This is a genomic window from Actibacterium sp. D185-2 (assembly GCF_054954595.1).
The window spans coordinates 144,787-168,930 of record NZ_JBPWNX010000002.1; the positions used below are offsets into that span (position 1 = coordinate 144,787).

At 65.9% G+C, this 24,144-nt stretch carries 25 protein-coding genes; 13 read left to right on the forward strand and 12 right to left on the reverse strand.

The annotated features are described in order from the left end of the window. Nucleotides 1–63: 63 nt before the first annotated feature. Nucleotides 64–903 carry an AAA family ATPase gene (locus tag ACSR1C_RS04220; protein WP_460258090.1) on the reverse strand — a complete coding sequence of 280 codons (840 nt, stop codon included), beginning with the start codon at nt 901–903 and terminating at the stop codon, nt 64–66. Nucleotides 904–1,081: 178 nt separating this feature from the next. Here ACSR1C_RS04220 and dksA point away from each other — a divergent pair, with 178 nt between their 5' ends. From dksA to ACSR1C_RS04240, 4 genes are all read left to right on the forward strand, one after another. Further along, on the forward strand, nt 1,082–1,504 hold the full coding sequence (dksA, locus tag ACSR1C_RS04225; RefSeq protein WP_460258091.1) for an RNA polymerase-binding protein DksA: 423 nt from the start codon (nt 1,082–1,084) through the stop codon (nt 1,502–1,504). Between the two features lie 73 nt (nt 1,505–1,577). Next, nucleotides 1,578–2,753 (forward strand): FAD-dependent monooxygenase, encoded by a 1,176-nt coding sequence (locus ACSR1C_RS04230; RefSeq protein ID WP_460258092.1) that lies wholly within the window; start codon nt 1,578–1,580, stop codon nt 2,751–2,753. 98 nt (nt 2,754–2,851) lie between these two features. Further along, nucleotides 2,852–3,820, forward strand: a complete 969-nt coding sequence (gene speB, locus ACSR1C_RS04235) for an agmatinase (protein ID WP_460258093.1) — start codon at nt 2,852–2,854, stop codon at nt 3,818–3,820. Further along, nucleotides 3,784–4,251: a DUF1499 domain-containing protein gene (locus tag ACSR1C_RS04240; protein ID WP_460258094.1), complete on the forward strand. Its 468-nt coding sequence runs from the start codon at nt 3,784–3,786 to the stop codon at nt 4,249–4,251. The genes speB and ACSR1C_RS04240 overlap by 37 nt, the downstream gene beginning before the upstream one ends. Here ACSR1C_RS04240 and ACSR1C_RS04245 read toward each other — a convergent pair. Then, nucleotides 4,189–4,482, reverse strand: coding sequence for a hypothetical protein (locus ACSR1C_RS04245; protein ID WP_460258095.1), 294 nt, complete (start codon nt 4,480–4,482; stop codon nt 4,189–4,191). The genes ACSR1C_RS04240 and ACSR1C_RS04245 overlap by 63 nt on opposite strands. Before the next feature lie 66 nt (nt 4,483–4,548). Between ACSR1C_RS04245 and prfA the strand changes: the two genes are divergently transcribed. From prfA to ACSR1C_RS04260, 3 genes are all read left to right on the forward strand, one after another. Next, entirely contained in the window at nt 4,549–5,601 is a 1,053-nt protein-coding gene (gene prfA, locus ACSR1C_RS04250) for a peptide chain release factor 1 (RefSeq protein WP_460258096.1), read from the forward strand. After that, nucleotides 5,598–6,419 (forward strand): peptide chain release factor N(5)-glutamine methyltransferase, encoded by an 822-nt coding sequence (gene prmC, locus ACSR1C_RS04255; protein WP_460258097.1) that lies wholly within the window; start codon nt 5,598–5,600, stop codon nt 6,417–6,419. The genes prfA and prmC overlap by 4 nt, the downstream gene beginning before the upstream one ends. A 243-nt stretch (nt 6,420–6,662) precedes the next feature. Next, nucleotides 6,663–7,229 carry a DUF4167 domain-containing protein gene (locus ACSR1C_RS04260; protein ID WP_460258098.1) on the forward strand — a complete coding sequence of 189 codons (567 nt, stop codon included), beginning with the start codon at nt 6,663–6,665 and terminating at the stop codon, nt 7,227–7,229. A 7-nt stretch (nt 7,230–7,236) separates the two neighbouring features. On the opposite strand, the gene rsmA is transcribed toward ACSR1C_RS04260, so the two are convergent. From rsmA to lptF, 6 genes are read right to left on the reverse strand one after another with little or no spacing between them, the layout of a single operon-like run. After that, on the reverse strand, nt 7,237–8,082 hold the full coding sequence (gene rsmA / locus ACSR1C_RS04265) for a 16S rRNA (adenine(1518)-N(6)/adenine(1519)-N(6))-dimethyltransferase RsmA (protein ID WP_460258099.1): 846 nt from the start codon (nt 8,080–8,082) through the stop codon (nt 7,237–7,239). Nucleotides 8,083–8,134: 52 nt separating this feature from the next. Next, complete coding sequence (pdxA, locus tag ACSR1C_RS04270) at nt 8,135–9,115, reverse strand: 4-hydroxythreonine-4-phosphate dehydrogenase PdxA (protein WP_460258100.1); 981 nt, start codon at nt 9,113–9,115, stop codon at nt 8,135–8,137. Further along, nucleotides 9,112–10,341: a peptidylprolyl isomerase gene (locus tag ACSR1C_RS04275; protein WP_460258101.1), complete on the reverse strand. Its 1,230-nt coding sequence runs from the start codon at nt 10,339–10,341 to the stop codon at nt 9,112–9,114. The genes pdxA and ACSR1C_RS04275 overlap by 4 nt, the downstream gene beginning before the upstream one ends. A gap of 25 nt (nt 10,342–10,366) precedes the next feature. Beyond that, nucleotides 10,367–12,484, reverse strand: a complete 2,118-nt coding sequence (locus tag ACSR1C_RS04280) for an LPS-assembly protein LptD (protein ID WP_460258102.1) — start codon at nt 12,482–12,484, stop codon at nt 10,367–10,369. Continuing rightward, a complete protein-coding gene (lptG, locus tag ACSR1C_RS04285; RefSeq protein ID WP_460258103.1) occupies nt 12,484–13,584 on the reverse strand; it encodes an LPS export ABC transporter permease LptG in 1,101 nt (366 codons plus the stop codon). The genes ACSR1C_RS04280 and lptG overlap by 1 nt, the downstream gene beginning before the upstream one ends. After that, a complete protein-coding gene (lptF, locus tag ACSR1C_RS04290; protein ID WP_460258104.1) occupies nt 13,581–14,723 on the reverse strand; it encodes an LPS export ABC transporter permease LptF in 1,143 nt (380 codons plus the stop codon). Before lptF ends, lptG begins: the two co-directional genes overlap by 4 nt. A 127-nt stretch (nt 14,724–14,850) precedes the next feature. Here lptF and ACSR1C_RS04295 point away from each other — a divergent pair, with 127 nt between their 5' ends. Beyond that, nucleotides 14,851–16,320 (forward strand): leucyl aminopeptidase, encoded by a 1,470-nt coding sequence (locus ACSR1C_RS04295; RefSeq protein WP_460258105.1) that lies wholly within the window; start codon nt 14,851–14,853, stop codon nt 16,318–16,320. Next, nucleotides 16,320–16,784, forward strand: coding sequence for a DNA polymerase III subunit chi (locus tag ACSR1C_RS04300; protein WP_460258106.1), 465 nt, complete (start codon nt 16,320–16,322; stop codon nt 16,782–16,784). Before ACSR1C_RS04295 ends, ACSR1C_RS04300 begins: the two co-directional genes overlap by 1 nt. 22 nt (nt 16,785–16,806) lie before the next feature. On the opposite strand, the gene ACSR1C_RS04305 is transcribed toward ACSR1C_RS04300, so the two are convergent. From ACSR1C_RS04305 to ACSR1C_RS04315, 3 genes are all read right to left on the reverse strand, one after another. Then, complete coding sequence (locus ACSR1C_RS04305) at nt 16,807–17,388, reverse strand: retropepsin-like aspartic protease family protein (protein ID WP_460258107.1); 582 nt, start codon at nt 17,386–17,388, stop codon at nt 16,807–16,809. A 65-nt stretch (nt 17,389–17,453) separates the two neighbouring features. Then, nucleotides 17,454–18,074, reverse strand: a complete 621-nt coding sequence (locus tag ACSR1C_RS04310) for a MarC family protein (RefSeq protein ID WP_460258108.1) — start codon at nt 18,072–18,074, stop codon at nt 17,454–17,456. A gap of 3 nt (nt 18,075–18,077) precedes the next feature. Further along, nucleotides 18,078–19,925, reverse strand: coding sequence for an ABC-F family ATP-binding cassette domain-containing protein (locus ACSR1C_RS04315; protein WP_460258109.1), 1,848 nt, complete (start codon nt 19,923–19,925; stop codon nt 18,078–18,080). Nucleotides 19,926–20,044: 119 nt separating this feature from the next. Here ACSR1C_RS04315 and ndk point away from each other — a divergent pair, with 119 nt between their 5' ends. Further along, the gene (gene ndk, locus ACSR1C_RS04320; protein WP_460258110.1) at nt 20,045–20,467 is read left to right on the forward strand and encodes a nucleoside-diphosphate kinase; all 423 of its coding nucleotides are present in this window, start codon (nt 20,045–20,047) and stop codon (nt 20,465–20,467) included. A gap of 188 nt (nt 20,468–20,655) precedes the next feature. Here the strand turns inward: ndk and ACSR1C_RS04325 are convergent, their stop codons facing one another. Beyond that, entirely contained in the window at nt 20,656–20,793 is a 138-nt protein-coding gene (locus tag ACSR1C_RS04325) for a hypothetical protein (protein WP_460258111.1), read from the reverse strand. A gap of 190 nt (nt 20,794–20,983) precedes the next feature. Between ACSR1C_RS04325 and ACSR1C_RS04330 the strand changes: the two genes are divergently transcribed. The 3 genes from ACSR1C_RS04330 to arsJ are packed head-to-tail and all read left to right on the forward strand — an operon-like array spanning nt 20,984 to nt 24,121. Then, nucleotides 20,984–21,832: an arsenate reductase/protein-tyrosine-phosphatase family protein gene (locus tag ACSR1C_RS04330; RefSeq protein ID WP_460258112.1), complete on the forward strand. Its 849-nt coding sequence runs from the start codon at nt 20,984–20,986 to the stop codon at nt 21,830–21,832. A 25-nt stretch (nt 21,833–21,857) separates the two neighbouring features. After that, the gene (locus ACSR1C_RS04335; RefSeq protein WP_460258113.1) at nt 21,858–22,868 is read left to right on the forward strand and encodes an ArsJ-associated glyceraldehyde-3-phosphate dehydrogenase; all 1,011 of its coding nucleotides are present in this window, start codon (nt 21,858–21,860) and stop codon (nt 22,866–22,868) included. Beyond that, complete coding sequence (gene arsJ / locus ACSR1C_RS04340) at nt 22,868–24,121, forward strand: organoarsenical effux MFS transporter ArsJ (protein ID WP_460258114.1); 1,254 nt, start codon at nt 22,868–22,870, stop codon at nt 24,119–24,121. The genes ACSR1C_RS04335 and arsJ overlap by 1 nt, the downstream gene beginning before the upstream one ends. The last annotated feature ends 23 nt before the right edge of the window (nt 24,122–24,144 follow it).

A 24,144-nucleotide genomic window follows, 5' to 3' on the forward strand; every position in this document is an offset into this window, starting at 1 on the left:
TCGTGCGAGCATTGAAAACAGCAAGCCGCCGGAGCGGCGGGATTGCGCAGGCGGCGCGGCGGTTTAGCGTTGACGCCGCGCCATGAAGGCCAGCCGCTCGAACAATTGCACGTCCTGCTCGTTCTTCAGCAGCGCGCCGTGCAGCTTGGGCAGGGCGTTGGCGCCGTCGCGCTTCAGATCCTCGGGGCTCAGATCTTCGGCCAGCAACAGTTTCAGCCAGTCCAGCACCTCCGAGGTCGAGGGTTTCTTCTTCAGCCCGGCGGTTTCACGGATTTCATAGAATTGGGTCAGCGCGGTGGTCAGAAGCGACGATTTCAGCCCCGGATGGTGCACCTCGACGATTTTCTTCATCGTGTCCATGTCGGGAAAGCGGATATAGTGGAAAAAGCAGCGCCGCAGAAACGCGTCGGGCAGTTCCTTTTCGTTGTTCGAGGTGATGATGACGATCGGGCGGATGTCGGCGCGGATCGTTTCCCCGGTCTCGTAGACATGGAATTCCATCCGGTCGAGTTCCTGCAACAGGTCGTTGGGAAACTCGATATCGGCTTTGTCGATCTCGTCGATCAGCAACACCACCTTGCGGCGCGCCTCGAACGCCTGCCACAGCTTGCCCTTGCGGATATAGTTCCTGACGTCATGCACGCGCTCGTCGCCCAGCTGGCTGTCGCGCAGGCGGCTGACGGCGTCGTATTCATACAGACCCTGGGCGGCCCGCGTGGTGGATTTGATGTGCCATTCGATCATCGGCAGGCCCAGGCTTTGCGATACCTGGCGGGCCAGTTCGGTTTTGCCGGTGCCGGGCTCACCCTTGACCAGAAGCGGGCGTTCCAGCGCCACCGCGGCGTTGACCGCAACCGACAGATCCTCGGTTGCCACATATGATTCTGTTCCGGCGAATTTCATTGGGTTTCAGTACCTCTAGCGCGCGATTTTCGGGTGACATTCGTGTAACTTCAAAAACCTTAAAGCAGCACTATATGCTAGTGACAACCATTCTGCATTGCGGTAAAGCCTGCGCGAGGAGAGCCGGGTGACCGACGTTGAACTAACATTCGGGCCCGGCCTGCGAGAAGGAGCAGGTATGAAAGCCGAGATTTTCTTGCCCGACGATTATCGTCCCGCCGAGGACGAGCCGTTCATGAACGAACGTCAGTTGGAGTATTTCCGCCGCAAGCTGCTGGCCCTGAAGGCCGAGCTGATGGATGAAAGCAAACTGACGATCGAAGGGCTGCAGGACGGAACCCGCAACATCCCCGATATCGCAGACCGCGCAAGCGAGGAAACCGACCGCGCGCTGGAACTGCGCATTCGCGACCGCCAGCGCAAGCTGGTGTCCAAGATCGACGGTGCGCTGCGCCGGATCGACGAGGGCGAATACGGCTATTGCCAGGAAACCGGCGAACCGATTTCGCTCAAGCGTCTGGACGCACGCCCGACCACCACGCTGAGCCTGGAAGCGCAGGAGCGCCACGAGCGGCGCGAGAAGGTGCATCGCGACGACTGATCGCGATGCGACGGTCATGGAATAACAGACACCGGGGCCCTTGCGCCCCGGTGTTTCGTTCAGGGAAGAGGCCATGCTGATCGGGCAGAAGATCACCGTTCTGGGGGCGGGTATCGGCGGGTTGGCCGTGGCCTGCGCACTGGCGCAGCGCGGCGCCCAGGTCAAGGTTCTGGAACAGGCGGATGCAATCCGCGAGGTCGGCGCCGGGCTGCAGATCAGCCCCAATGGCGTGGCCGTGCTGCGGGCGCTGGGGCTGGGCGATGCGCTGGCGGATATCGGGGTGCGGGCGCGGGCGGTGTCGTTGCGCGACCACCGTGCCGGGCGCGAGGTGCTGCACCTTGATCTGGGCCGGGCGGCGGGGGCGTATTATTTCGTCCACCGCGCCGATCTGGTCGCCATGCTGGCCGAGGCCGCGCGCGCGGCCGGGGTCAAGATCCGGCTGTTGCACCAGATCACCGACATTCGGTTGCAGCAGGGCGGCGCCTGCCTGACCACCGCGCAGGGCGCCGCGCTGAAATGCGGGTTGGTGATCGGCGCCGACGGGCTGCATTCGGTGTTGCGCGGGGTGCTCAACGCGCCCGGCGCGCCGGTGTTCACCGGGCAGGTGGCCTGGCGCGCCACGGTGCCCGTCGACCGGCCGCCCGCGCCGGTGGCCACGGTGCATATGGGGCCGGGGCGGCATCTGGTAAGCTATCCCTTGCACGGTGGCCGCATGGTGAACATTGTCGCGGTCGAGGAACGCACCGCCTGGGCCGACGAAGGTTGGACCCACCGCGACGATCCGGCCAATCTGTGTGCCGCCTTTGCCGGATTCGCGCCCGAGGTGCGGGCGCTGCTGGACCGGGTGGAAGAGGCGCATCTGTGGGGGCTGTTCCGCCACCCGGTGGCGCCGCGCTGGCACCATCGCGGGCAGGCGGTCTTGCTGGGCGATGCGGCGCATCCGACGCTGCCGTTCATGGCCCAGGGCGGCAACATAGCGCTGGAGGATGCCTGGGTCCTGGCCGCATCGCTGGCCAGCCACGACAGTTTCAATGCCGGGCTGGCGGCGTATCAGATCGCCCGGCGCGACCGCTGCGTGAAAATCGTGGACGCCGCGTCCAGGAATGCGCGCAACTATCACCTGCGTTTTCCGCCGCTGCGGCTGGCGGCGCATGGCGCGCTGCGCCTGGCCGGGGCGGTCGCGCCCGGCGCGATGCTGGGCCGGTTCGACTGGCTTTATGGCCATGACGTGACGCGGGCCTATCCCTGAGCCGGGGGCGGCGGTGGATTTCATCGCCGAAACGCTTGACAAAACGCCCCGGCAGGTGGCCGATACTGGGGTTGCAGACGGGATAAGGATTTCCTGACATGTCGCTGGAAGACGCATCAAAAGAGGTCGATAACGCCTTCACCCGAAAGGGTTTCAAAGGGTTGTCGTTTGAAAACACCTTCGGCGGGGCGACCAGTTTCCTGCGCCGGAATTATACCAAGGATCTGACGGGGGTCGATCTGGCGATCACCGGGGTGCCGTTCGATCAGGCGGTGACCAACCGCCCCGGCACGCGGCTTGGCCCGCGCGCGATCCGCGAGGCAAGCGCGCTGCAGGCGTTCGATCCGCCCTATGGCTGGGACTTTGACCCGCTTGAGGAATTCGCCATCGCCGATTACGGCGATCTGGCCTTCGATTATGCCGACACGCGCGCCTTTCCGGCGGCATTGACGGCGCATATCACGGGTATTCTGGCGGCCGGCGCGGGCACGATCACACTGGGCGGTGATCACTATATTTCCTTCCCGATTCTAAAGGCTTACGCCGAAAAGTTCGGGCCGCTGTCGCTGCTGCATTTCGATGCGCATTCCGACACCTGGGCCGATGACGACATGGACCGGATCGACCACGGCACCATGTTCTACAAGGCGGTCAAGCTGGGGCTGGTCGATCCGGCCCGCTCGGTTCAGGTCGGTATCCGCACCGTCAACCCCGACACGCTGGGCGTGCCTACAATCGATGCGCGCGAGGTGCATGAGAAAGGCCCGCAAGCGGCAGTGGCCAAGATCCGAGAGGTTCTGGGCGATCACCCGACCTATCTGACCTTCGATATCGACGCGCTGGATCCGGCCTATGCGCCCGGCACCGGCACGCCGGTCTGGGGCGGGCTGACCTCGGCGCAGGCGGCGATCATGCTGCGCGATCTGGCCGGGATCAACATCGTCGGCGGCGACGTGGTCGAGGTGTCACCGCCCTTCGACACCACCGGTGCCACCGCCATCGCGGGCGCGCATGTGGCGACGGAACTGCTGTGCCTGTACTGCTGGAACAAGAGGGCGCGGCGATGAAGGCGGTTTTGCTGACCCTTCTGGCCGCGCTTCTGGTCCTGATCGCCGGGTTTGCGGCCTGGGTCCGGTTGGCCCCCCATCCCGCCGCGCGGTTTCACAAGACGACCGAGCCCCAGGACGAAGGCGACTGGCCCGCGCCCGGCGGGTTCGAGGCCGTGCGCGCCGTCACGGGCGACGCGCAGGCGGTGCTGGCCCGGCTGGATGCCATCATCCGCGCCACGCCGCGCACCCGCCCGCTGGCCGGATCGGTGGCGCAGGGGCATCGAAGCTATGTCACCCGCTCGGCGCTGTGGGGCTTTCCCGACACCACCAATGTCTGGGTTGCGGACGGGCTGTTGCATATCCACGGCCATCTGCGGTTCGGGCGCTCAGATCTTGGGGTGAACCGGGTCCGCATCACCGGCTGGCTGGCGGCTTTGGGGCAGCTTTGACGACAGACAGCCGTCGCCGGTCGGGCGCCACATCGGGTTGTTCAGCGACATCTCGCAGCGCGCCATGAAGGCCCGGCCATCGACGAACAGACAGATGGTTTCCTCCAGCTCGACCCGACCGCCACTGCTGTCGGTGCAATAGCAATCCTGGGTCTTGCCACCGGGACCTGTGACATCGGCCAGCGCCGGGCTGGCGGTCAGCAAAAGCGCGATGATCAGTTTCATTCGCATAGCATAGCACAGAATCGCGCCGCCATGACCCCTTGACCACGGCCGCACGGTGGGGGAGAGGAAGGCATGGTTTCCTTCGACAAACTCGATCAGATCACCCAGCGGTTTCAATTCCTTGAGGCAAAGCTTGCCCAAGGGGCGGCAGAGGATTTCGCCAAGATCAGCCGCGAATATGCCGAACTGAGGCCGGTGGCCGAGCAAATCGCCGCCTATCGCCGCGCGCTTGATGACCTGGCCGAGGCCAAGCTGATGCTGGCCGACCCCGAGATGAAGGCGCTGGCCGAGGAAGAGCTGCCCGCGCTCAAGGCCCGCATCCCGCAGATGGAGGATGCGCTGCAACTGGCGCTGCTGCCCCGCGACGCCGCCGACGTCCGCCCGGCGATCATCGAAATCCGCCCCGGCACCGGCGGCGACGAGGCCGCACTGTTCGCTGGCGATCTGCTGCGGATGTATCAGCGCTATGCCGAGGCGAAGGGTTGGAAATTCTCGATCATCGAGGAAACCCAAAGCGAGCTGGGCGGGATCAAGGAAGTCATCGCGACTGTGCAGGGCGAGGGCGTGTTCGCCCGGCTGAAATACGAATCCGGCGTACATCGGGTGCAGCGGGTGCCAGCCACCGAAAGCGGCGGGCGGATCCACACCTCGGCTGCCACTGTCGCCGTCCTGCCCGAAGCCGAAGAGGTCGATATCGACATCCCCGCCATCGATATCCGTATCGACACGATGCGCGCCAGCGGGGCCGGGGGCCAGCATGTGAACACCACCGACTCGGCGGTGCGGATCACCCATATACCCAGCGGCATCGTGGTCACCAGTTCGGAAAAATCCCAGCACCAGAACCGCGCCATCGCCATGCAGGTGCTGCGCACCCGGCTTTATGATCTGGAGCGTCAGCGCGCCGATCTGGCCCGGGCTGCCGACCGCAAGGCGCAGGTGGGGACCGGCGATCGGTCCGAGCGCATCCGCACCTACAACTTTCCGCAGGGGCGCATGACCGACCACCGCATCAACCTGACGCTCTACAAGCTCGATCAGGTGATGCAGGGCGATCTGGACGAGGTGATCGATGCGCTGACCGCCGACGATCAGGCCCGCAAACTGGCCGAGATGGGGGCGTGACCGGCAATCAGGCCCTGATCGCCGCCGTGGCGCGGCTGCGGGCGGCGGGGATTGCGGATGCACCCCGCGATGCGCGCCGTCTGCTGGCCCATGCGATGGGGGTGGCGGCGGACCGGCTGACCCTGGTGCTGCCCGATCCGCTGACGCCGCAGGCCGAGACCGCGTTCGAGGCCGCCATCGCCCGGCGCGCCGCGCGCGAGCCGGTGTCGCATATCACCGGCCGCCGGGTCTTTTTCGGCCGCGATTTTCATGTCGGCCCCGCCGTGCTCGACCCCCGGCCGGAAACCGAAACCCTGATCGAACTGGCGCTGGCGGCGCCGTTTTCGCGGGTGCTGGATCTGGGCACCGGATCGGGCTGCATCCTGCTGACCTTGCTGGCGGAACGGCCCGGCGCGACCGGGCTGGGGGTGGATCTGTCGCCTGCGGCGCTTGCGGTGGCGCGGGGCAATGCCGCGCGGCTGGGGCTCGTGGGCGCGTTTGCGCTGTCGGACTGGTTTTCCGCCGTGACCGGCCGGTTCGATCTGATCGTGTCGAACCCGCCCTATATCGCGGCGGATGAGATGGCCGCGCTGTCGCCCGAACTGGGTCACGAGCCCGAAATGGCGTTGACGCCGGGCGGTGACGGGCTGGATGCCTACCGCGCCATTGCGGCGGGTGCGCCTGCGCATCTGGCCCCCGGCGGGCGGCTTCTGGTCGAGATCGGACCGACCCAGGCGCACGCGGTTTCGGCGCTGTTTGCCCGGGCGGGGCTTGAAAACATCAGCACCCATCCCGATCTGGATGGCAGGGACCGTGTGGTTGCGGCAACGTGGCCATAGACGGAATCTTAGCAAAACCATGCTGTTCTGCGCAACGCCGGACCAAAAACTGGGCAGGTATGCACATTTTTCGCTTGTCTTGCCCGGACTGCCATGGTTATTCGAAAAAAGGCGAGCGGCGGGATGCCATCGGCGATCCCCCTCGCGTGTAAGCCAGACAATCGCCCGGACTTGGAAATAGCTTCGCGCAAAACGTGCGACAGGGTCCGAAGAAGCCAAAACAAGGCTGGATAACAGATAAACATGAGATCATCAAAGTCACGTTCGCGGTCGAAATCGAACCGCTCGCGCTCGATGGGCAACATCGTCAACCGTGTGTTCGACAGCTCGGGGCCCGAAAGCAAAGTGCGCGGTACGCCGCAGCAGATCATCGACAAATACAATCAGCTGGCGCGCGACGCTCAGCTGAGCAATGATCGGGTTGCGGCGGAAAACTTTCAGCAGCACGCCGAGCATTACACCCGCCTTCTGGGCGAGGCGCAGCGCGAGCAAGACGCCAAGCGCGACCAGCAGGAAGCGCAGCAGAACCGCGAGCGTCCGCGCGACCAGCAGCAGCCGCGCGACCAGCAGCAGCCCGATCAGCCGCAGCAGGCCGACGGCCAGGGCGAACAGCCCGATATCCGGACCGATGTGATCGACATGGCCAACGACAACGGCGACAATGGCGACAGCGGTCTGGTGGAAACCCCCGAGGAAAAACCGGCGCCGCGCAAACGCGCTCCGCGCAAGCCCCGGGCGCCAGCGGCAAAAGCACCGCAGGACGAGCCCGCGCAGGGCGACGAGGCCCCGCAGGCCCCGGCAGCGGAATAACCCTGCCTTAGCCCTGCTCCGCCACGGCGCGGGCCAGGGCGCAGAACCCTTCGATCGGCACTTGCTCGGCGCGCAGCGTGGGCTCCAGCCCGGCGGTGCGCAGGATATCCTCGATATCGGGCGCCACGCCTTTCAGACTGGCGCGCAGCATCTTGCGGCGCTGGTTGAAGGCGGCGGCCACGACCCGGCTCAGCACGGCCGGATCGGCCGGGTAAAGCGGGGCCGTACGCCGTTCTAGATGCACCACTGCCGAATGGATCTTGGGCGGCGGGGTGAACGCCTCGGGCGGCAGGGTCATCACGATCTTCGCCTCGGCGCGCCATTGTGCCAGGATCGCCAGCCGGCCATAGGCCTTGCCGCCAGGCTGGGCCACGATCCGCTCGGCCACCTCTTTTTGGAACATCAGCGTCAGGCTTTCCCAGAACGGCGGCCATGCGGGCGGCGTCAGCCAGCGCACCAGCAGCTCGGTCCCGACATTATAGGGCAGATTGGCCACCACCCGGATCGGCGGGGTCAGGTGCTGCACCGGGTCGATCGCCAGCGCATCGCCGTTCAGCACCTCCAGCCGGCCCGGATAGGCGGCGGCGATCTCGGCCAGCGGCGCCATGCAGCGCGCGTCCTTCTCGATCGCCAGCACCCGGCGCGCGCCTTCGGCCAGCAGCCCGCGGGTCAGCCCGCCGGGGCCCGGCCCGACCTCCAGCACATCGCATTGGGTCAGATCGCCCGCCTGCCGCGCGATCTTGGCGGTCAGGTTCAGATCGAGCAGAAAGTTCTGCCCCAGCGATTTCTTCGCCGACAGCCCGTGGGTCGCGATCACCTCGCGCAGCGGCGGCAATCCGTCTATCGCGGCCACGCGCGCCCCTCCTTCATCTTTCCTGAAATATCCCCGCCCGCGGCCTGAAATCTCATCCGGCGGCCCGCGCCCGCGCCATCCGGTCGGCCATGCGCAGCGCCTCGATCAGACTGGCGGGGTCAGCCACGCCGGTGCCGGCAATGTCGAACGCGGTGCCGTGATCGGGCGAGGTGCGGATGAACGGCAGGCCCAGCGTCACATTCACGCCGCCGGCGAAATCGAGCGTCTTGATCGGGATCAGCGCCTGATCGTGATACATCGCCACCGCCGCGTCATAGCGCGCGCGGGCCGGAGCGTGGAACATGGTGTCGGCCGAATGCGGGCCGGTCAGGTCCAGCCCTTCGCGGCGCAGGCGGTCCAGCACCGGGGTGATCAGCTCGATCTCTTCCATTCCCATCTTGCCGCCTTCGCCCGCATGGGGGTTCAGCCCGGCCACCGCGATGCGCGGCGCGTCGATGCCAAAATCGCGGATCAGCGCGGCATGGGTGATGCGCAGTGTATCCGCCAGCAGATCGGCGGTCAGCGCGGCGGGCACCCGGGACAGCGGAATATGGATCGTCACCGGCACCACCCGCAGCGCGTCGCAGGCCAGCATCATCACCACCCGGTCGACCCCGGCTAGTGCGGCCAGATATTCGGTATGGCCGGGATAAGGGAATCCGGCCCCGTCCTGCAGCGCCTTCTTGTGAATGGGGTTGGTGCAGACCGCACCGGCGCGGCCTTCCTGCGTCAGCTCGACCGCGCGGGCGATACCCGAAATCACCGCGGCGGCATTTTCGGGTGCGGGGATGCCCGGTGTGGCCGGGGCGGGGAAGGGATGGCGCAGCACCGGCAGCGCGGTGGCCGAGACATGCACCGCCTCGGCCGGATCATGGATTTCCACATGCGGGGTGCCGTCGGGCAGGTGTGCCGGGTCGCCGATCCAGAAGAAGGGCAGCCGCGCGCCCAGGGCGGCCCAGGCCGCGACGGTGATCTCGGGGCCGATGCCGGCGGGTTCGCCGGCAGTCAGGGCGATCGGCGGCAGTGCGGTCATGGGGTGCGGATGATGGCGTCGGCCTTCAGCTCCTGCATGAAGCTGTCGGCATAGGAGGTAATGCGCTGATTGACCAGTTGCAGGCGCACCTGTTCGCGGTCCAGCTCTTCGCCCAGTTCGGGGGTGCGGCCACACAGCATCAGCACCGACAGCGGGCCACCCCGGTTCAGGACGACGCTTTCGCCCGGATCCAGCTTGGCCAGTTCCAGCGCCAGATCCTGCGGCACCTGGCCGATCTGCTGGGTCTCGCGCACAAGCCGCTCTTCGGGCTGGCCTTTGGCGATGCCGTAAAGGTCGTCGCAGGTATCCAGTTCGGCGCGCAGCTTTTCGGCCTTGGCGGGATCCGCGCCGGGCAGGGCATAGCGCGCATATTCCACCGCCAGCGTGTCGGGCTCGGTGACGTCGCTTTCCTCGATCGCGCGCAATTGGAACAGGGCGATGGCGTTGGGCACCGGGATCGGATCGGTCACCTCGCCGGGGCCAAGCGCCAGCACCTGCGACGCGATCTGCGGCGGCAGGTTGGCCAGATCGAGCCAGTCGATCCGGCCGCCGCGCTCGGCCGATGGCGACACCGAATAGGACCGCGCGGCCGCCGCGAAGGCGCCGGTTGTGGTGATGGTTTCGCTCAGCCGTTTGGCCAGCGCGTCATTCTCGATTTTGAATTCGGGGGTGTCGGCGCGCAGGATGACTTCCGACAGCAGCACCCGGGCCGCGCCCTTGCGCGACGACAGCGCCACCGCGCGGTCGATCTCGGCTTCGGTGACCTGCGTGCGCGGACCGAACCGGGCGCGGACCACCTGTCGCCAGGCCAGACCGGCCGTCACGAAATCGCGAAAGCTTTCGCTGGCGAGGCCCGCCTTGCCCAACTCGCCGATGAAGGCGTCGACGGTCAGGTTCGCGCGGCCGGCGAATTCGGCCATGCCGGCGGCAACCTCTTCGTCACTCGGTGCGATCCCCAGCTCGCGCGCCGCGTCCATCCGCAGCCGGTCCTCGATCAGCCCGTCCACTGCGGTCTGTTCCAGATCGCCAGGGCTGTTGAGCAGGCGCATGAACAGCATCCGCTGTTCGACTTCCCAGTTGGTGACAGCCTGATCGTTGACGATGACCCGCGGTGCAAACGGGCCCCCCTGCTGGGCGTGGGCCGGGGTGACGGTGGTCAGCGCCGGCGTCAGGGCCAGCGTCAGGGCGGTTGCAAGGGCGCTCAGGCGGCGGGTCAGTCGGGTCATTCTGTGTCGTCCGTTCTGCTCGGTCTTATCGGATGCAGCTGCGGCGGTATGCGCTGGCATCCGCGGTATTGCCGAACCCGTTCATGGAAATCGTCAGGCCGAAATCCGTTGTCGGCCTTACACTAGTCGAGGACGTGAACCGACGCGAGAGGGAAAGATCGACGGTTATGCATTCATTGCGGTACTGAAGCCCAAGCCCGGCGCGCGCGGCGCGGTCGCTGACGAAATCATAGCGCCAGTTGGCCCGGCCGTTCCAATTGCGATACATCTGATAGGCGGCGTCCACCTTCCATTCGGAGCTGTCGTCGGGTCGGTTTTCGGTCGGGTCGGCCTGTTGCCAGATATAACTCGATCCCAGATCCAGCCGGTCGGTGGCCCAGTCCAGCCGCAGCTCGTTGCGGGTAAAGCTGAGCGCGTCGTCGAACACGGCGCGGTTGATCAGCGTCAGGTCGTCGGCCATGGCCAGTTGAACCGCCGCCAGCCAGTCCGAACTGCCGCCGTCCAGCCCGGAGGTGTCGGAAAATTCGTTGGGATTGTCGTCGCGCAGGATCCGGCCCACCGTCACCCCCATCGACCAGCCGGCAGGGTCGTGGCGGGTCCAGCTCAGGCCCAGATTGGCGCGCAGCCCCTGTTCATAGGCATCCGTGCCGGGAAACCGGCTGAGCGAGAACAGGTTGCCCTCGTCGAAGGCCACGCTGCGGCTGTCCTCGTTGGGCAGGGTGCTGTTGTCCTCGTCGCTCCAGACCAGTTGCGCCACCGGTTCCAGCACCTGACTGGCGCCGCCGCGTTCGGTTTTGACGAAGGGCCAGCGCAATTCGGCCGCCAGGAAGGGGGTCGTGCGGGTGACGGGCGAGTCGACCGTGCTGTCATCCCCGATCATGTAGTAATCCAGCGCCAGGGCGCCCTGGGCCGCCAGCACCATGCCGTTGGCGGCGGTCCAGTCGCGGCGCCAGTCGGCACGGGCCGAGGCGCGGCTGACATCGCGGCCGATGATGTCCTGCTCCGAGCGGCGATCGAAGCCGAAGGCTTCCAGTTTCAGATTGGCGATGCCGCCCAGCCCGGCGGGCGCAAACCGGCGCTGCCAGAAGGTGCTGATGACGGTGCCGGGGATGGTCTGATTGGTTTCTGAATCGCGCAGCGAAGTGTAATAGGTCACCCCGGTGCCGATATATTCGTCGCGCCGGGTGCGGGTCGCCTCGATCTTGCTGGCCAGCCGGTCGGCGTCGGAATAGCCGTAATCCAGCAGATAGGCCGGGTCGCTGACGCTTTGAATATCGAAGTTCAGGATGAAATCGCGAGGCAGATCGAACCGGCCCTCGGCGAACAGATAGCGCCGTATCTCGCCACGTTTCAGATCGTCGCGCGACAGCGCGCCGTTCAGCTCGATCTCGCCGTGGCGGAAGGCGCGGCGATAGCGCAATTCCAGCGTGCGTGTGCGGTCATTGCTGAAATAGGGGGTCACGGTCAGGTCGGCATGGGGGCCGAGCGTGATGAAATACGGCACTTTCAGCCCGGCGCCCAGGCCATCGGTCACCCGGATCGTGGGGGTCAGAAAGCCGTTGGCACGTTTCAGGGTCGGGTCGGGCAGGCGCAGCCGCGGCAGATAGAAGATCGGTACCCCCATCACCTCTAGCTTGGCATGTTCGAAATAAAGCTGCTGTTGCCATTCGTCGTGGATGATGCGCCGGGCCCGGATCTGCCACAGCGGCACCGGATTGCCGATGCACACGGTGCAGGCCGAGGCCACGGTCTTGTCCAGCACCGAATAGCGCCCGCCGACGCGCAGCATCTCGGCTGCGGCCAGTTGCAACTGCTGATCCAGCACCAGCCGGGCCGAGGTCAGCAGCCCCTCTGTCATGTCGGGCGACAGCGTGGCTGCCTCGGCGGTCAGCACGGTGCCATCGGCCGAGGTGATGCGCATCGGGCCCTCGATCTCTAGCTGATCGGTGGCGCTGTCATAGGTCACCCGCTCGGCGGTCATGCGGTAACCGTCGAACAACACCTCTACCCGGCCCTCGGCGACCAGCCGCTGGTCGGCCTCGATCGCGACGGCATCGGCGATCAGCGTCGCCGGCGGGGTTTGCGCCAGCGCCCCCAACGGGGCCAGCAACCACAGGCAGGCAAGGACCAGCGCGCGCCGCATCAGCCATCCTCCAGATGCAGCAGCAGGCCCATCGACATCAGTATGCCGATCAACGGCGGACTCCAGGCGGCAAGGGCGGCGGGGATCTGGCCGTTCTCGCCCAGCACCTGCGCGAAGTTACGCAGGAAATACAGGCCCAGCCCAAGCCCCAGCGCCAGCATCACCATCATGCCGGTGCGCCCGAACCGGGTGTGGCGCATGGTAAACCCGGCGCCGATCAGCACCATCGCGACGAAGATCAGCGGCAGTGCCAGTTCCATCTGCAGCCAGACCCGGTGCTTGCGCGCCGAAAAGCCGGCCCGTTCCAGGCTGGCGATGAAATCGGGCAATTCCCATATCGGGATCGCCGACGGGGTGCCGACACTGTCGCGAATCCGGTCTTGCGTCAGATCCGAGGCCAGCGTTAGGCTGTCATGGCTGATCGCCGCGCGCTCGGGATTGTCGCCCGGCCCGGTAAAGCGCCATTCGCGTGCGCCAGTGATCAGCCAGGCGCCTTCGGTCAGTGCGGCGCTTTCGGCCTCGATCCGGAAGATCGGGCCGACCCCTTCGGCGAAGGCCAGAAAGGTCACATCGTAAAGTTCGGTGCCGTCCGGGCCGGCGCGGCTGGCGCGGATCACCATCTGACCGTCGGGCGTGCCCTGCCGCAGCCACAGCCCTTCGCGGCTGATCGACAGCACGCTTTCGGCGCCGCGCTTGTACTTGTTCGACAGCAGCTCGTACTGTTTCGAGGTGGCCGCCACCAGCGGGTTCAGCACCGCGACGCACAGCCCGCCGGCGGCCAGCGCGGTCAGCACCGGCGCGATCAGGCTGCGCAGCGCCGAACGCCCGGCGGCGCGGGTCACCACCAGTTCAGAGGTGCGCGCCAGGCTCAGAAACAGCGCCAGCGTGGCCAGCAGCACCACCAGCGGCAGGATCCGATAGAGCGCATCGGGCGCGTTGAGCGACGCAAGCCCCAGAACCTGGCTGAATTTGACGGTGCCGGTGTCGAAGCGGCGGATCTGTTCGGCCGCGTCCAGCAGGATCAGGATCAGCAGGAAGATCGCGCCGATCCCCAGCAGCATCAGCGCGAATTTGCGCGCGAAATAGGTGTGCAGGGTCATGCCGCGGCCTCCTGCCCCGGTGCGGGCGGGCGGCGGCGCTGAAACAGGCCGGGCCGGTTGCCGATCCACAGCATCACATAGGCCAGGGCGCAGCCCGCCGCCGGTGCCAGATAGACCACCGGCCACATATGCGCGCCGCTCAGCGCCAGATTGACCAGCGCCCGGTCCAGCAGTTGCATCGCGATCAGCAGCCCGGTCGCCAGCCCGATCTGGCGCCACACGCCGAACCGGCTGAACCCGCCCAGCATCAGCGCGGCAAAGCCGATCAGCGCCCCGGCGACCGCCAGAAACGGCTGCGCGATGCGGGCGTGCGCCTCGTACAGGAATTCGGCCCGGCTGCTGCGGGTCTTCTTGATCAGGGCGGGGTCGGCGGCCAGCAATTCGCGCGTCGACATCTCCTCGATCGTGCGTCGGCGCGGGCCTGCAGGCGTGATCATGCCGGCGATGTTGAACACCGAATCCTCGAAATGCGTCGTCGAGAGGCGCTGATCGGCATGGCGCAGGGTCTGGGCCATGCCCTCGAACATCACCAGTTTGGGGCCGTCGTCGCCCGGCACCAGCAGCGCGCGGTTGGCGGTATAGGTCGTGCGCTGGCTTGAATGGCTGGCATCCGACAGGAAGATATCGCGCAGCTCGCCCTGCGGGGTGATTTCGCGGATGAAGAAGGTGATGCCGTCGGCGGGATGCAGGAACCGCCCCTCGGCCAGCAGTTTCGCGGTCACGTCGCCGGCGATTTCGGCGCGCTGCTGGGCCAGTTGGGCCCGGCTGACCGGCACCAGATACAGGTTCAGCACCATCACCAGCGCCGCCACCATCAGCCCGAACAGCAGCACCGGCCGCGCCAGCCGGAAGTTGCTGAACCCCATCGCCTGAACCACCACCAGCTCGCTTTCGGCCATCATCCGGTTGACGACATAGACCGTGGCCGCAAAGCCCGAGATCGGCAGCACCAGCCGGATCACGTTGGGCAGCGCCAGCGCGGTGAATTGCAGGAACACGCCGGCGGACTGTCCGTCGCCGATCAACTGGTCGAACAGCTGCACCGCGCGGTTCAGCCAGTAGACCGAAACCAACACCAGCGAAAAGAAGCCGAACAGCACCGTCAGCTGCGACAGGAGATAGCGGTCGAATTTAGGCACGCAGCCCCCCCAAGGACCTAGGTGATCGGCAGCGACCCTAGACCAAATGCCGGACATGGAAAACTGCTATCTGGTCAAGCTGGCGGGCAGGGTCTAGGTATTTGGGAAACACCTTAGGAGAGTTCCCATGACAACCCCGCCCGAGATCGCCTTTTCCGAAACCGATCTGGACGCCGTTCTGCGCGCCGAGGGCCGCGTGGCGGTGTTTGTGGGCGAGGCGGGCAAGCTGGACGCGGGCGCGCGCCGGGTCGACAAGCTGATGCATGGCGCGCTGGCCCGGTTCGTCGAAAGCGACGGCTTCGCCAAGATGAAGCCCGGCACCGCCACGGCGCTGGCCTTTCCGTCCGGCATGGCGGCGCGCGCAGTGGATGTGGTGCGGCTGGAGCCGCGCCCGGCGCTGGACGAGGCCCGCAAGGCCGGCGCGGCCCTGGCCAAGCTGCAGGGCGATGCCGGCTGCCTGATCCTGGCGGGGGCCAATGCGCGCGCGGCCGATATCGCCTTCGGTTTCGCGATGCGGGCCTATGCGTTCACCGTGCACAAGACCGGCGAAAAGACCGTGCCGGGCAAGGTTTGCGTCATGGCCGACAAGCCAGAGGTCGTGGCCGCGGATTCCGCTGCGGCGGCGGCCGTGGCCGAGGGGGTGTTCTTTACCCGCGATCTGGTCAGCGAGCCCGCGAATGTGCTGACCACCTTCGATTTCGCCGCCCGTCTGGCCGCGATGCAGGAATTGGGCCTTGAGGTCGAGATCCTGGAGGAAGAAGAGCTTGAAAAGCTCGGGATGCGGCTGTTGCTGTCGGTCGGGCAGGGCTCGGTCAGCCCGTCCAAGGTGGTGGTGATGCGCTGGAATGGCGGCGCGGGCGACGAGCCGCCGCTGGCGCTGGTCGGCAAGGGCGTGGTGTTTGACACCGGCGGAATTTCGATCAAGCCGGCCCAGGGCATGGAAGAGATGACCATGGACATGGGCGGGGCCGGTGTGGTGGCCGGGGTGATGCGCACGCTGGCGCTGCGCAAGGCAAAGGCCAATGTGGTCGGCCTGGTCGGGCTGGTGGAAAACATGCCCTCGGGCACGGCCACGCGACCCGGCGACATCGTGGCCTCGATGAAGGGCGACACGGTCGAGATCATCAATACCGATGCCGAGGGGCGTCTGGTTCTGGCCGATGTGCTGTGGTACGCGCAAGAGCGGTTCAAGCCCGCCGCGATGGTCGATCTGGCCACGCTGACCGGCGCGGTCATCGTCGGGCTGGGGCATGAAAACGCTGGCGTGTTTTCCAACGATGACGGGTTCTGCGACGCCTTCCTGAAGGCCGCCGCGGCCGAGGGCGAAGGTGCCTGGCGGATGCCGTTGTCGCCCGCCTATGACAAGCTGATCGACAGCACCCTGGCCGATATCAAGAATACCGGCGGGCGGCCTGCGGGTTCGATCACGGCAGCGCAGTTCCTGAAACGCTTCGTCAAGGACGACTGCCCGTGGATCCATCTCGACATCGCGGGCGTGGCGCTGGTGAAAAGCGAAACCGCGCTGGCGCCGAAGGGCGCGACCGGCTGGGGCGTGATGGCGCTGGACCGGCTGGTGCGTGACCGGTTCGAGGGCTGATGGGCGGCGCGCTGTTCTATCACCTGACCCGGCAGCCGCTGGAGGTCACGCTGCCGATGCTGCTGGAGAAATCCCGCGCCGCAGGCTGGCGCGTGGCGGTGCGTGGCACCAGCGACGAGCGGATGCGCTGGTTGGACGAGCGGCTGTGGATGGGCCCCGAGGACGGGTTCCTGCCGCACGGGCTGGCGGGCGGCGGGTTCGACGCCGATCAGCCGGTGCTGCTGACCACGGGGGATGAGATGCCCAACCGCGCCGCCTGCCTGATCGCGGTGGACGGCGCCGGGGTCCACCCCGAAGAGGTCGGCGCGCTGGAACGGGTCTGCATTCTGTTCGACGGCAATGACGACGCGGCGCTGAACCGGGCGCGCGGCCAGTGGAAGGCGCTGACCGGGGCCGGGGTGGCGGCGCAATACTGGTCCGAAGAGTCGGGGCGTTGGCAAAAGAAGGCCGAGGCCGGCGGCTGAAAAATCTTCGCGAAGATTTCACCTACCGCGTCAGCACCAGCAGGTCGCGGGTCATTTCCAGCTTTTCATAGCGTTGCAGATAGCCCATGCCCAGCAGCGAGCTGTCCATCGCGCCGCCATTGACCCAGGCGCGCACGTTGCGGTCGGTGATCGGGCCGATCTGCACCTCGGCCAGCCGCACCGGCGCGGTCTGCACCAGCCCGTTGGCGGTGCGTGCCTCGCCGGTGAACGACAGATCGCCCGGCGCCAGCCCGACCCGGGCGGCATCCGCGCGCGTCAGCACCATTTCGCCCGCGCCGGTATCGACCACGAAATTCACCGGCGTGCCATTGATCGTGACGGTCAGATAGAAATGCCCATCCGGGGCGCGCGGCACCTCGATCCGGCCTTGCTCGGCGAACACGGCCTGGCGCGGCACGACGGTCGAGCGGATGTCGGACCACAGGCCGACCGCCGCGATCGCCCCCAGAAAGATCAGCCCCCAGACCGCGCCCTGCTGCGCCACCCGGCCCAGACGGCGGCGGTTCTGCATCAGGAAATAGCCCGCCACCGCGCCGCCCAGCAGCACCAGATAGATCAGCCGCCCAACCTGTTCGCCGTCCATATTCCGCCCTCGTTCAACCCCAGCCTTGCCCTGAATGTAGGATCAGGGCGCCGGATTGGGAGGCGTCAAAGCGGCGCAAGGGCGACATTTTGCAGACCGTCCAGCACGAACTGCACCGACAGCGCCGCCAGCAGCATCCCCAGCAGCCGGGTCACCACATTGATTCCGGTCTTGCCCAAGGCGCGTTCCAGCAGGCTGGAGGCCAGAAACATCAGCAGCACCAGGCCCAGCACCACCGCCATCACCAGAAGGATCAGCACGATGCCGACCGGATCGCCGCCGGCCTGATCGGTCAGCAGGATCATCGTGGCCATCGCCCCCGGCCCGGCGATCAGCGGCGTGGCCAGCGGAAACACCGACGGGTCGGGGCGGTCGTCATCGGCCTGATCCTCGCGCCGCCGGGCGCGGCGTTCGAACAGCATGTCCAGCGCGGTCAGGAACAGCAGGATGCCACCGGCGATGCGGAAGGCGGGCATCGAAATGCCGACAAAGCCCAGCACCGCCTCGCCCAGCACACCGAACAGCGTCAGCAGCGCCGCCGCGATCAGCGTCGCGCGCAACCCGATGGCGCGGCGTTCGGCTGCGGTCATGCCCTGGGTGATCGCCACGAAAAGCGGCGCCAGCCCGATCGGGTCGATGATGACGAACAGGGTGACGAAGGCGCTGATGTAGAATGTCAGCTCCATCGTCTATCCTTCTGCTTTTTCAAGCTTTTCGATGGCGCCCAGCCACATCGCCTCGGCCCGGTCCAGCCCGTTCATCACCTCGGCGTATTTCTTTTGCCAGACCTGGGCCTCGTCCAGCCGCTCGGGCTCATAGATCGCCGGGTCGGCCAGTTTCTTGGCCAGCTTGTCGCGCATGTCGTTCAGTTTCGCGACGCGGTCCTCGCATTTGCGCACCTCGGTGCGCAGCGCCTGCACGGCTTCGCGCGAGGGGCGCTTGGCCGGCTGGGCGGGGGCGGCCTGTTTCACCGGCTTGTCCACACTCAGCAACAGCTTGCGGTAGGCTTCCAGATCCTCCTCGAACGGGGCCACGCCGCCATCCTTCACCAGCCACAGCCGGTCGGCGACCATGCTCAGCAGATGCATGTCATGCGACACCAGAATCACTGCGCCGCTATAGGCGGTCAGCGCCTCGACCAGCGCTTCGCGCGATTCGATGTCCAGGTGGTTGGTGGGTTCGTCGAGGATCAGCAGATGCGGCGCGTCCAGCGTGGCCAGCAGCAGCGACAGCCGCGCCTTTTGCCCGCCCGACAGCCGTCCGACCGCGGTTTCCGCCTGATCGGGGCCCAGGCCGAACCCGGCCAGCCGCGCGCGCAGCTTCGACTGCATTTCGCCGGGCCGCTCGCGCTGCAGGTGTTGCAGCGGGGTTTCGTCGATATGCAGTTCGTCGACCTGATGCTGCGCGAAGAACCCGATGCGCAGCTTGTTCGACAGGATCATCTGCCCGCCCATCGGCGCCAGCCGGCCCGACAGCAGCTTGGACAGGGTGGATTTGCCCTGACCGTTCTTGCCCAACAGCGCGATCCGGTCGTCCTGATCGATCCGCAGATTCAGATTGCGCAGCACGACCGTGTCGCCATAGCCGACCGACACGCCCTCCAGCGCGATGATTGGCGGCGACAATTCTTCGGGATTGGGGAAGGTGAAGACTGTGCGCGCCACATCCTCGGGGGCGGTGATCGGGGTCATCTTCTCCAGCATCTTGACGCGGCTTTGCGCCTGTTTCGCTTTCGAGGCCTTGGCCTTGAACCTGTCCACGAAGCTTTGCAGATGCGCGCGCTGCAGATCCTGCTTTTTCGCCTGCGCAGCCTGCACGGCGCGCTGTTCGGCGCGCTGGCGGGCGAATTGATCGTAGGGGCCCTGATAGAAGGTCAGCTGCTTGTTTTCGAGGTGCAGGATCGCGCCGACGGCGCGGTTCAGCAGGCCCCGGTCGTGGCTGATGATCAGGACGGTATGCGGATAGCGCGCCAGATAGCTTTCCAGCCACAGTGCGCCTTCCAGATCCAGATAGTTGGTCGGCTCGTCGAGCAACAGCAGATCGGGCTGGGCGAACAGCACCGCCGCCAGCGCGACGCGCATCCGCCAGCCGCCCGAAAAGGCCGAACAGGGCATGCGCTGTTCGGCGTCGTCAAAGCCCAGACCCTTGAGGATGGACGCCGCGCGCCCCTCGGCCGACCAGGCATCGATATCGGCCAGCCGCGTCTGCACCTCGGCGATGCGGGCGGGGTCGGTGGCGGTTTCGGCCTCGGCCAGCAGTTCGGCGCGTTCGGTATCGGCGGCCAGCACGGTGTCGATCAGCGTGGTCTCGGACGAGGGCACCTCTTGCGACACGCCGCCGATGCGCGAGCGCGAGGGCAGGGTGATCGTGCCGCCCTCCAGCGCCAGCTCGCCCTTGATCAGGCGGAACAGCGTGGTCTTGCCGGCGCCGTTGCGGCCGATCAGGCCGACCTTGTGGCCATTGGGAATGACGGCCGAGGCCCCCTGGAACAGGGGGCGGCCTTCGACGGAATAGGAGATGTCATTGATACGCAGCATGGGCGCCATGTGCCCGATGCCGGGGCGCGGGTCAATCGCCGCTTTTCAAAGGGCGGGACCCATGCTAGCAGAGCCGCGAAATCCGACGCCGCACCGGCAGCAGACAAAGAGAGACCGACATGGCCATTCAACGCACCTTCAGCATCCTCAAGCCCGACGCCACCAAGCGCAACCTGACCGGCGCCATCAACGCCAAGCTGGAAGCCGCGGGCCTGCGCATCATCGCGCAAAAGCGCATCCATCTGACCCCGGCCCAGGCGGGCGTCTTCTATGCCGTGCACAAGGAGCGCCCGTTCTATGGTGAACTGTGCGACTTCATGGCGTCCGAGCCGATCGTGGTGCAGGTGCTGGAAGGCGAAGATGCGATCACGAAGAACCGCGAAGTGATGGGCGCCACCAACCCCGCCGAAGCCGCCGATGGCACCATCCGCAAGGAATTCGCCCTGTCGATCGGTGAGAACTCGGTGCATGGCTCGGATGGGGAAGACACCGCCGCCGCCGAGATCGCCTATTTCTTCTCGGGGCTCGAACTGGTCGGCTGATCACGTTTCACGCTGGATTTTGAAAACCGCCTGTCCGCAAGGACGGGCGGTTTTTTTGTGCGCCATGAAAAAGGTGTGGGCTTTCGCGACGAACCGGGGTCTGAAAAATCTTCACGAAGATTTTTCCGCCGAAGAAAATTCGTGAATTTTCTTCCTGTTCCGTGTGGGTGCTGAAAGCGGGGCTGGTCTCAGATACTGGCGTAGTCGGTGATGACCACCGGCTTGGGCTTGGGGTCGGGCCGCGCATCCGGCACCTTGGCGCAGGGTTCGGGCCGGGCCTCGTGGTTTGGCGCGTCCTTGGACTGCGGGGGGTATTGCGATGCCATCTTACTGCTCCTGGTGCGGTCGTTGTGACCGTCCTGCCTCTACTGCGCGTGCATCTCGTTTGGCGGATGCCATAAGGCAAGAGCCAAGCACGATATCGTGACGTCGAAAGGGCGTAAATGTGTCCAAAATGTGACCCTGTGAGGGGTTAAAGGCGGTTGCGCCAGCATGCAATTCATGTATTCATGAATTATGGAAATAAATGATGCCACATCGATTCTCACCACGCTGGGCCATGCCGGTCGGCTGGCCGTGTTCCGCCTTCTGGCGCGGCGCGCGCCCGAAGGGGTGCGCCCGTCCGAAATCGCGCTGGCGCTGGGGCTGAAGCCGAACACGCTGTCGGTCTATCTGTCGGCGCTGGAACGCGGCGGGCTGGTCACGTCCGAGCGGCAGGGAAAATCGGTGTTCTATACGGTCCGCATGGCGCGGATGGGGGCGCTGGTGGATTTCCTGGTGGCCGATTGCTGCCGGGGGCGGCCCGATCTGTGCGCAACACAAACGGCGAAGGCAATGTCAGGAGTACATCCCATGTCGCAGAAAACCTATAACGTCCTTTTCATCTGCAGCGGCAATTCGGCCCGCTCGATCTTCGCCGAGGCATTGCTGGCCAGCGAGGGCGGCGCGCGCTTTCAGGCCTATTCGGCGGGCACCAAACCTTATTCCGAGCTCAACCCCTTCGCGGTCGATCTGTTGAAGCGCAACGGCCATGACGTGTCCGGCCTGCGGGCCAAGCATGTCTTGGAATTTCAGGCGGCGGATGCGCCGAAGATGGATTTCGTCTTTACCGTCTGTGATGCCGCCGCGAACGAGGAATGCCCGCCCTGGCCGGGGCAGCCGGCCACTGCCCATTGGGGCCTGCCCGATCCGGTCAAGGCCGAAGGGACGGATGCCGAAAAAGCGCTGGCCTTTGCCGAGGTCTATGCGCAGATGCGCCGCCGGATTCTGACTTTCGCGGCGCTGTCCTTCGATCAGCTCGATGCGCTGTCGCTGCAACGGCATCTGGATGAAATCGGTCGCATGGATGACACACGCGTCGGCTAATATGGCGGGAAAATCGGGGAACAGAATGGTCAATATCGCAATCAACGGCCTGGGCCGGATGGGCAAACTGGTGCTGCGCGCCTTTTTCGATCAGGGGCTGCCGGGCAATATCGTGCTGCTGAACGACACGGCAGGTACGCCGGAACAGCACGCGCTGCTGATGGAGTTCGACACGGTGCACGGCCGCTGGTCGGGCGAAATCAGCCATGACGCGGACAGCCTGACGGTGAACGGGCAGCGGATGCAGGTGACCTGCGCCAACCGGATCGAGGATCTGCCGCTGGCCGATCTGGGCATCGATCTGGTGGTGGATTGCACCGGCGTGTTCAAGACCGGCGCGAAACTGGCGCCTTACTATGAGGCCGGGGTGAAAAAGGTCGTCGTGGCCGCCCCGGTCAAGGATGGCGGCGCGCTGAACCTGGTCTACGGGGTGAATCACCACCTTTATGACGCGGGGGAACACCACCTTGTCACCGCCGCCAGCTGCACCACCAACTGCCTGGCGCCGGTGGTTAAGGTTGTGCACGAAGAAATCGGCATAAAACACGGATGTATCACGACAATCCACGATGTGACCAACACCCAGACCATTGTGGACAAGCCGGCTAAGGACATGCGGCGGGCGCGTTCGGCGTTGAATTCGCTGATCCCGACCACCACCGGCTCGGCCACCGCGATCACGCTGATCTATCCCGACCTCAAGGGTCGGCTGAACGGCCACGCGGTGCGGGTGCCGCTGCTGAACGCGTCCCTGACCGATTGCGTGTTCGAGCTGGAGCGCGCGGTGACCGCCGAAGAGGTGAACGCGCTGTTCAAATCCTATGCCGAAGGGCCGCTGAGCGGAATCCTGGGCTATGAGGAACGCCCGCTCGTGTCATGCGACTATCTCAACGATCCGCGCAGCTCGATCGTGGATGCGGGCTCGACCATGGTGATCAACGGCACCCAGCTGAAGGTCTATGCCTGGTACGATAATGAATGGGGCTATGTCTGCCGTCTGGCCGATGTGACCCGGCTGGTGGCAGGGCAGATGTGATGGACGCGACGGCAAAAAAAACCGACGGCATGGCCGCCTATGTCGCGGTCACTGCGGCTTATTGGGCCTTCATGCTGTCCGATGGCGCGCTGCGGATGCTGGTCTTGCTGCATTTCCACACGCTGGGCTTTTCCGCCATTCAACTGGCCTATCTGTTCCTGTTCTACGAATTCATGGGCATGGTTACCAACCTGTCGGCGGGCTGGCTGGCGGCGCGGTTCGGGTTGACCTCGACACTGTATGCGGGGCTGGTGCTGCAGATCGGGGCGCTGGTGGCACTGGCGCAGCTCGATCCGGGTTGGGCGGTGGTCACATCGGTGATCTATGTGATGGCGGTGCAAGGTGTGTCCGGCGCGGCCAAGGATCTGGCCAAGATGTCGTCGAAATCCGCGGTGAAGCTGCTGGCGCCTTCTGGCGACGGCGCGCTGTTTCGCTGGGTGGCGGTGCTGACCGGCTCGAAAAACGCGGTCAAGGGTATTGGTTTCCTGCTGGGCGCGGTGCTGCTGGGCGTGTTGGGCTTCACCCCGTCGGTGCTGGCGATGGCGGTCGTGCTTGCGGTGATCCTGATTGCGGTGGCGCTGTTCATGCCCGCGGGCCTGCCGCGCGGCAAGAAGGGCACTAGGTTTTCCGAGGTGTTTTCAAAGGACCCGAATATCAACCGGCTGTCGGCGGCGCGCATGTTCCTGTTCGGCGCGCGCGACGTGTGGTTCGTGGTCGGCATTCCGATCTATTTCTACGCAGTGCTGTCGGACGGGACCGAGGCCGGCAATCGCGCCGCTTTTTTCCAGATCGGCACCTTCATGGCGCTGTGGATCATCGCTTACGGCGCGGTCCAGGCCTGGGCGCCCAAGCTGCTGGGCGCGAAGGATAAATCGCTTCAGGCGATCACCGGTCTGGCGGCGCGCTGGGTCGGACTGCTGACGCTGATTCCCTTCGCGCTGGCGGCGGCCGCGCTGTGGGCGGATGGCCCGCAGATCTGGCTGACGGTGACGCTGGTGGTGGGGTTGCTGATCTTCGGCTTTGTCTTTGCCGTCAATTCCTCGCTGCATTCCTACCTGATCCTCGCCTTTACCAAGGCAGACCGGGTGACGATGGATGTGGGATTCTACTACATGTCCAACGCGGCGGGGCGGCTCCTCGGCACGCTGCTGTCGGGCGTCAGCTATCAGATCGGCGGGCTGCCGCTGTGCCTGGCCACCGCCGGGGCGATGGCGGGGGCCAGTTTCGTGATCGTGCGGCGGCTGGGGCCATAGCCCTCCTTCTTCTCGGTGCAAAT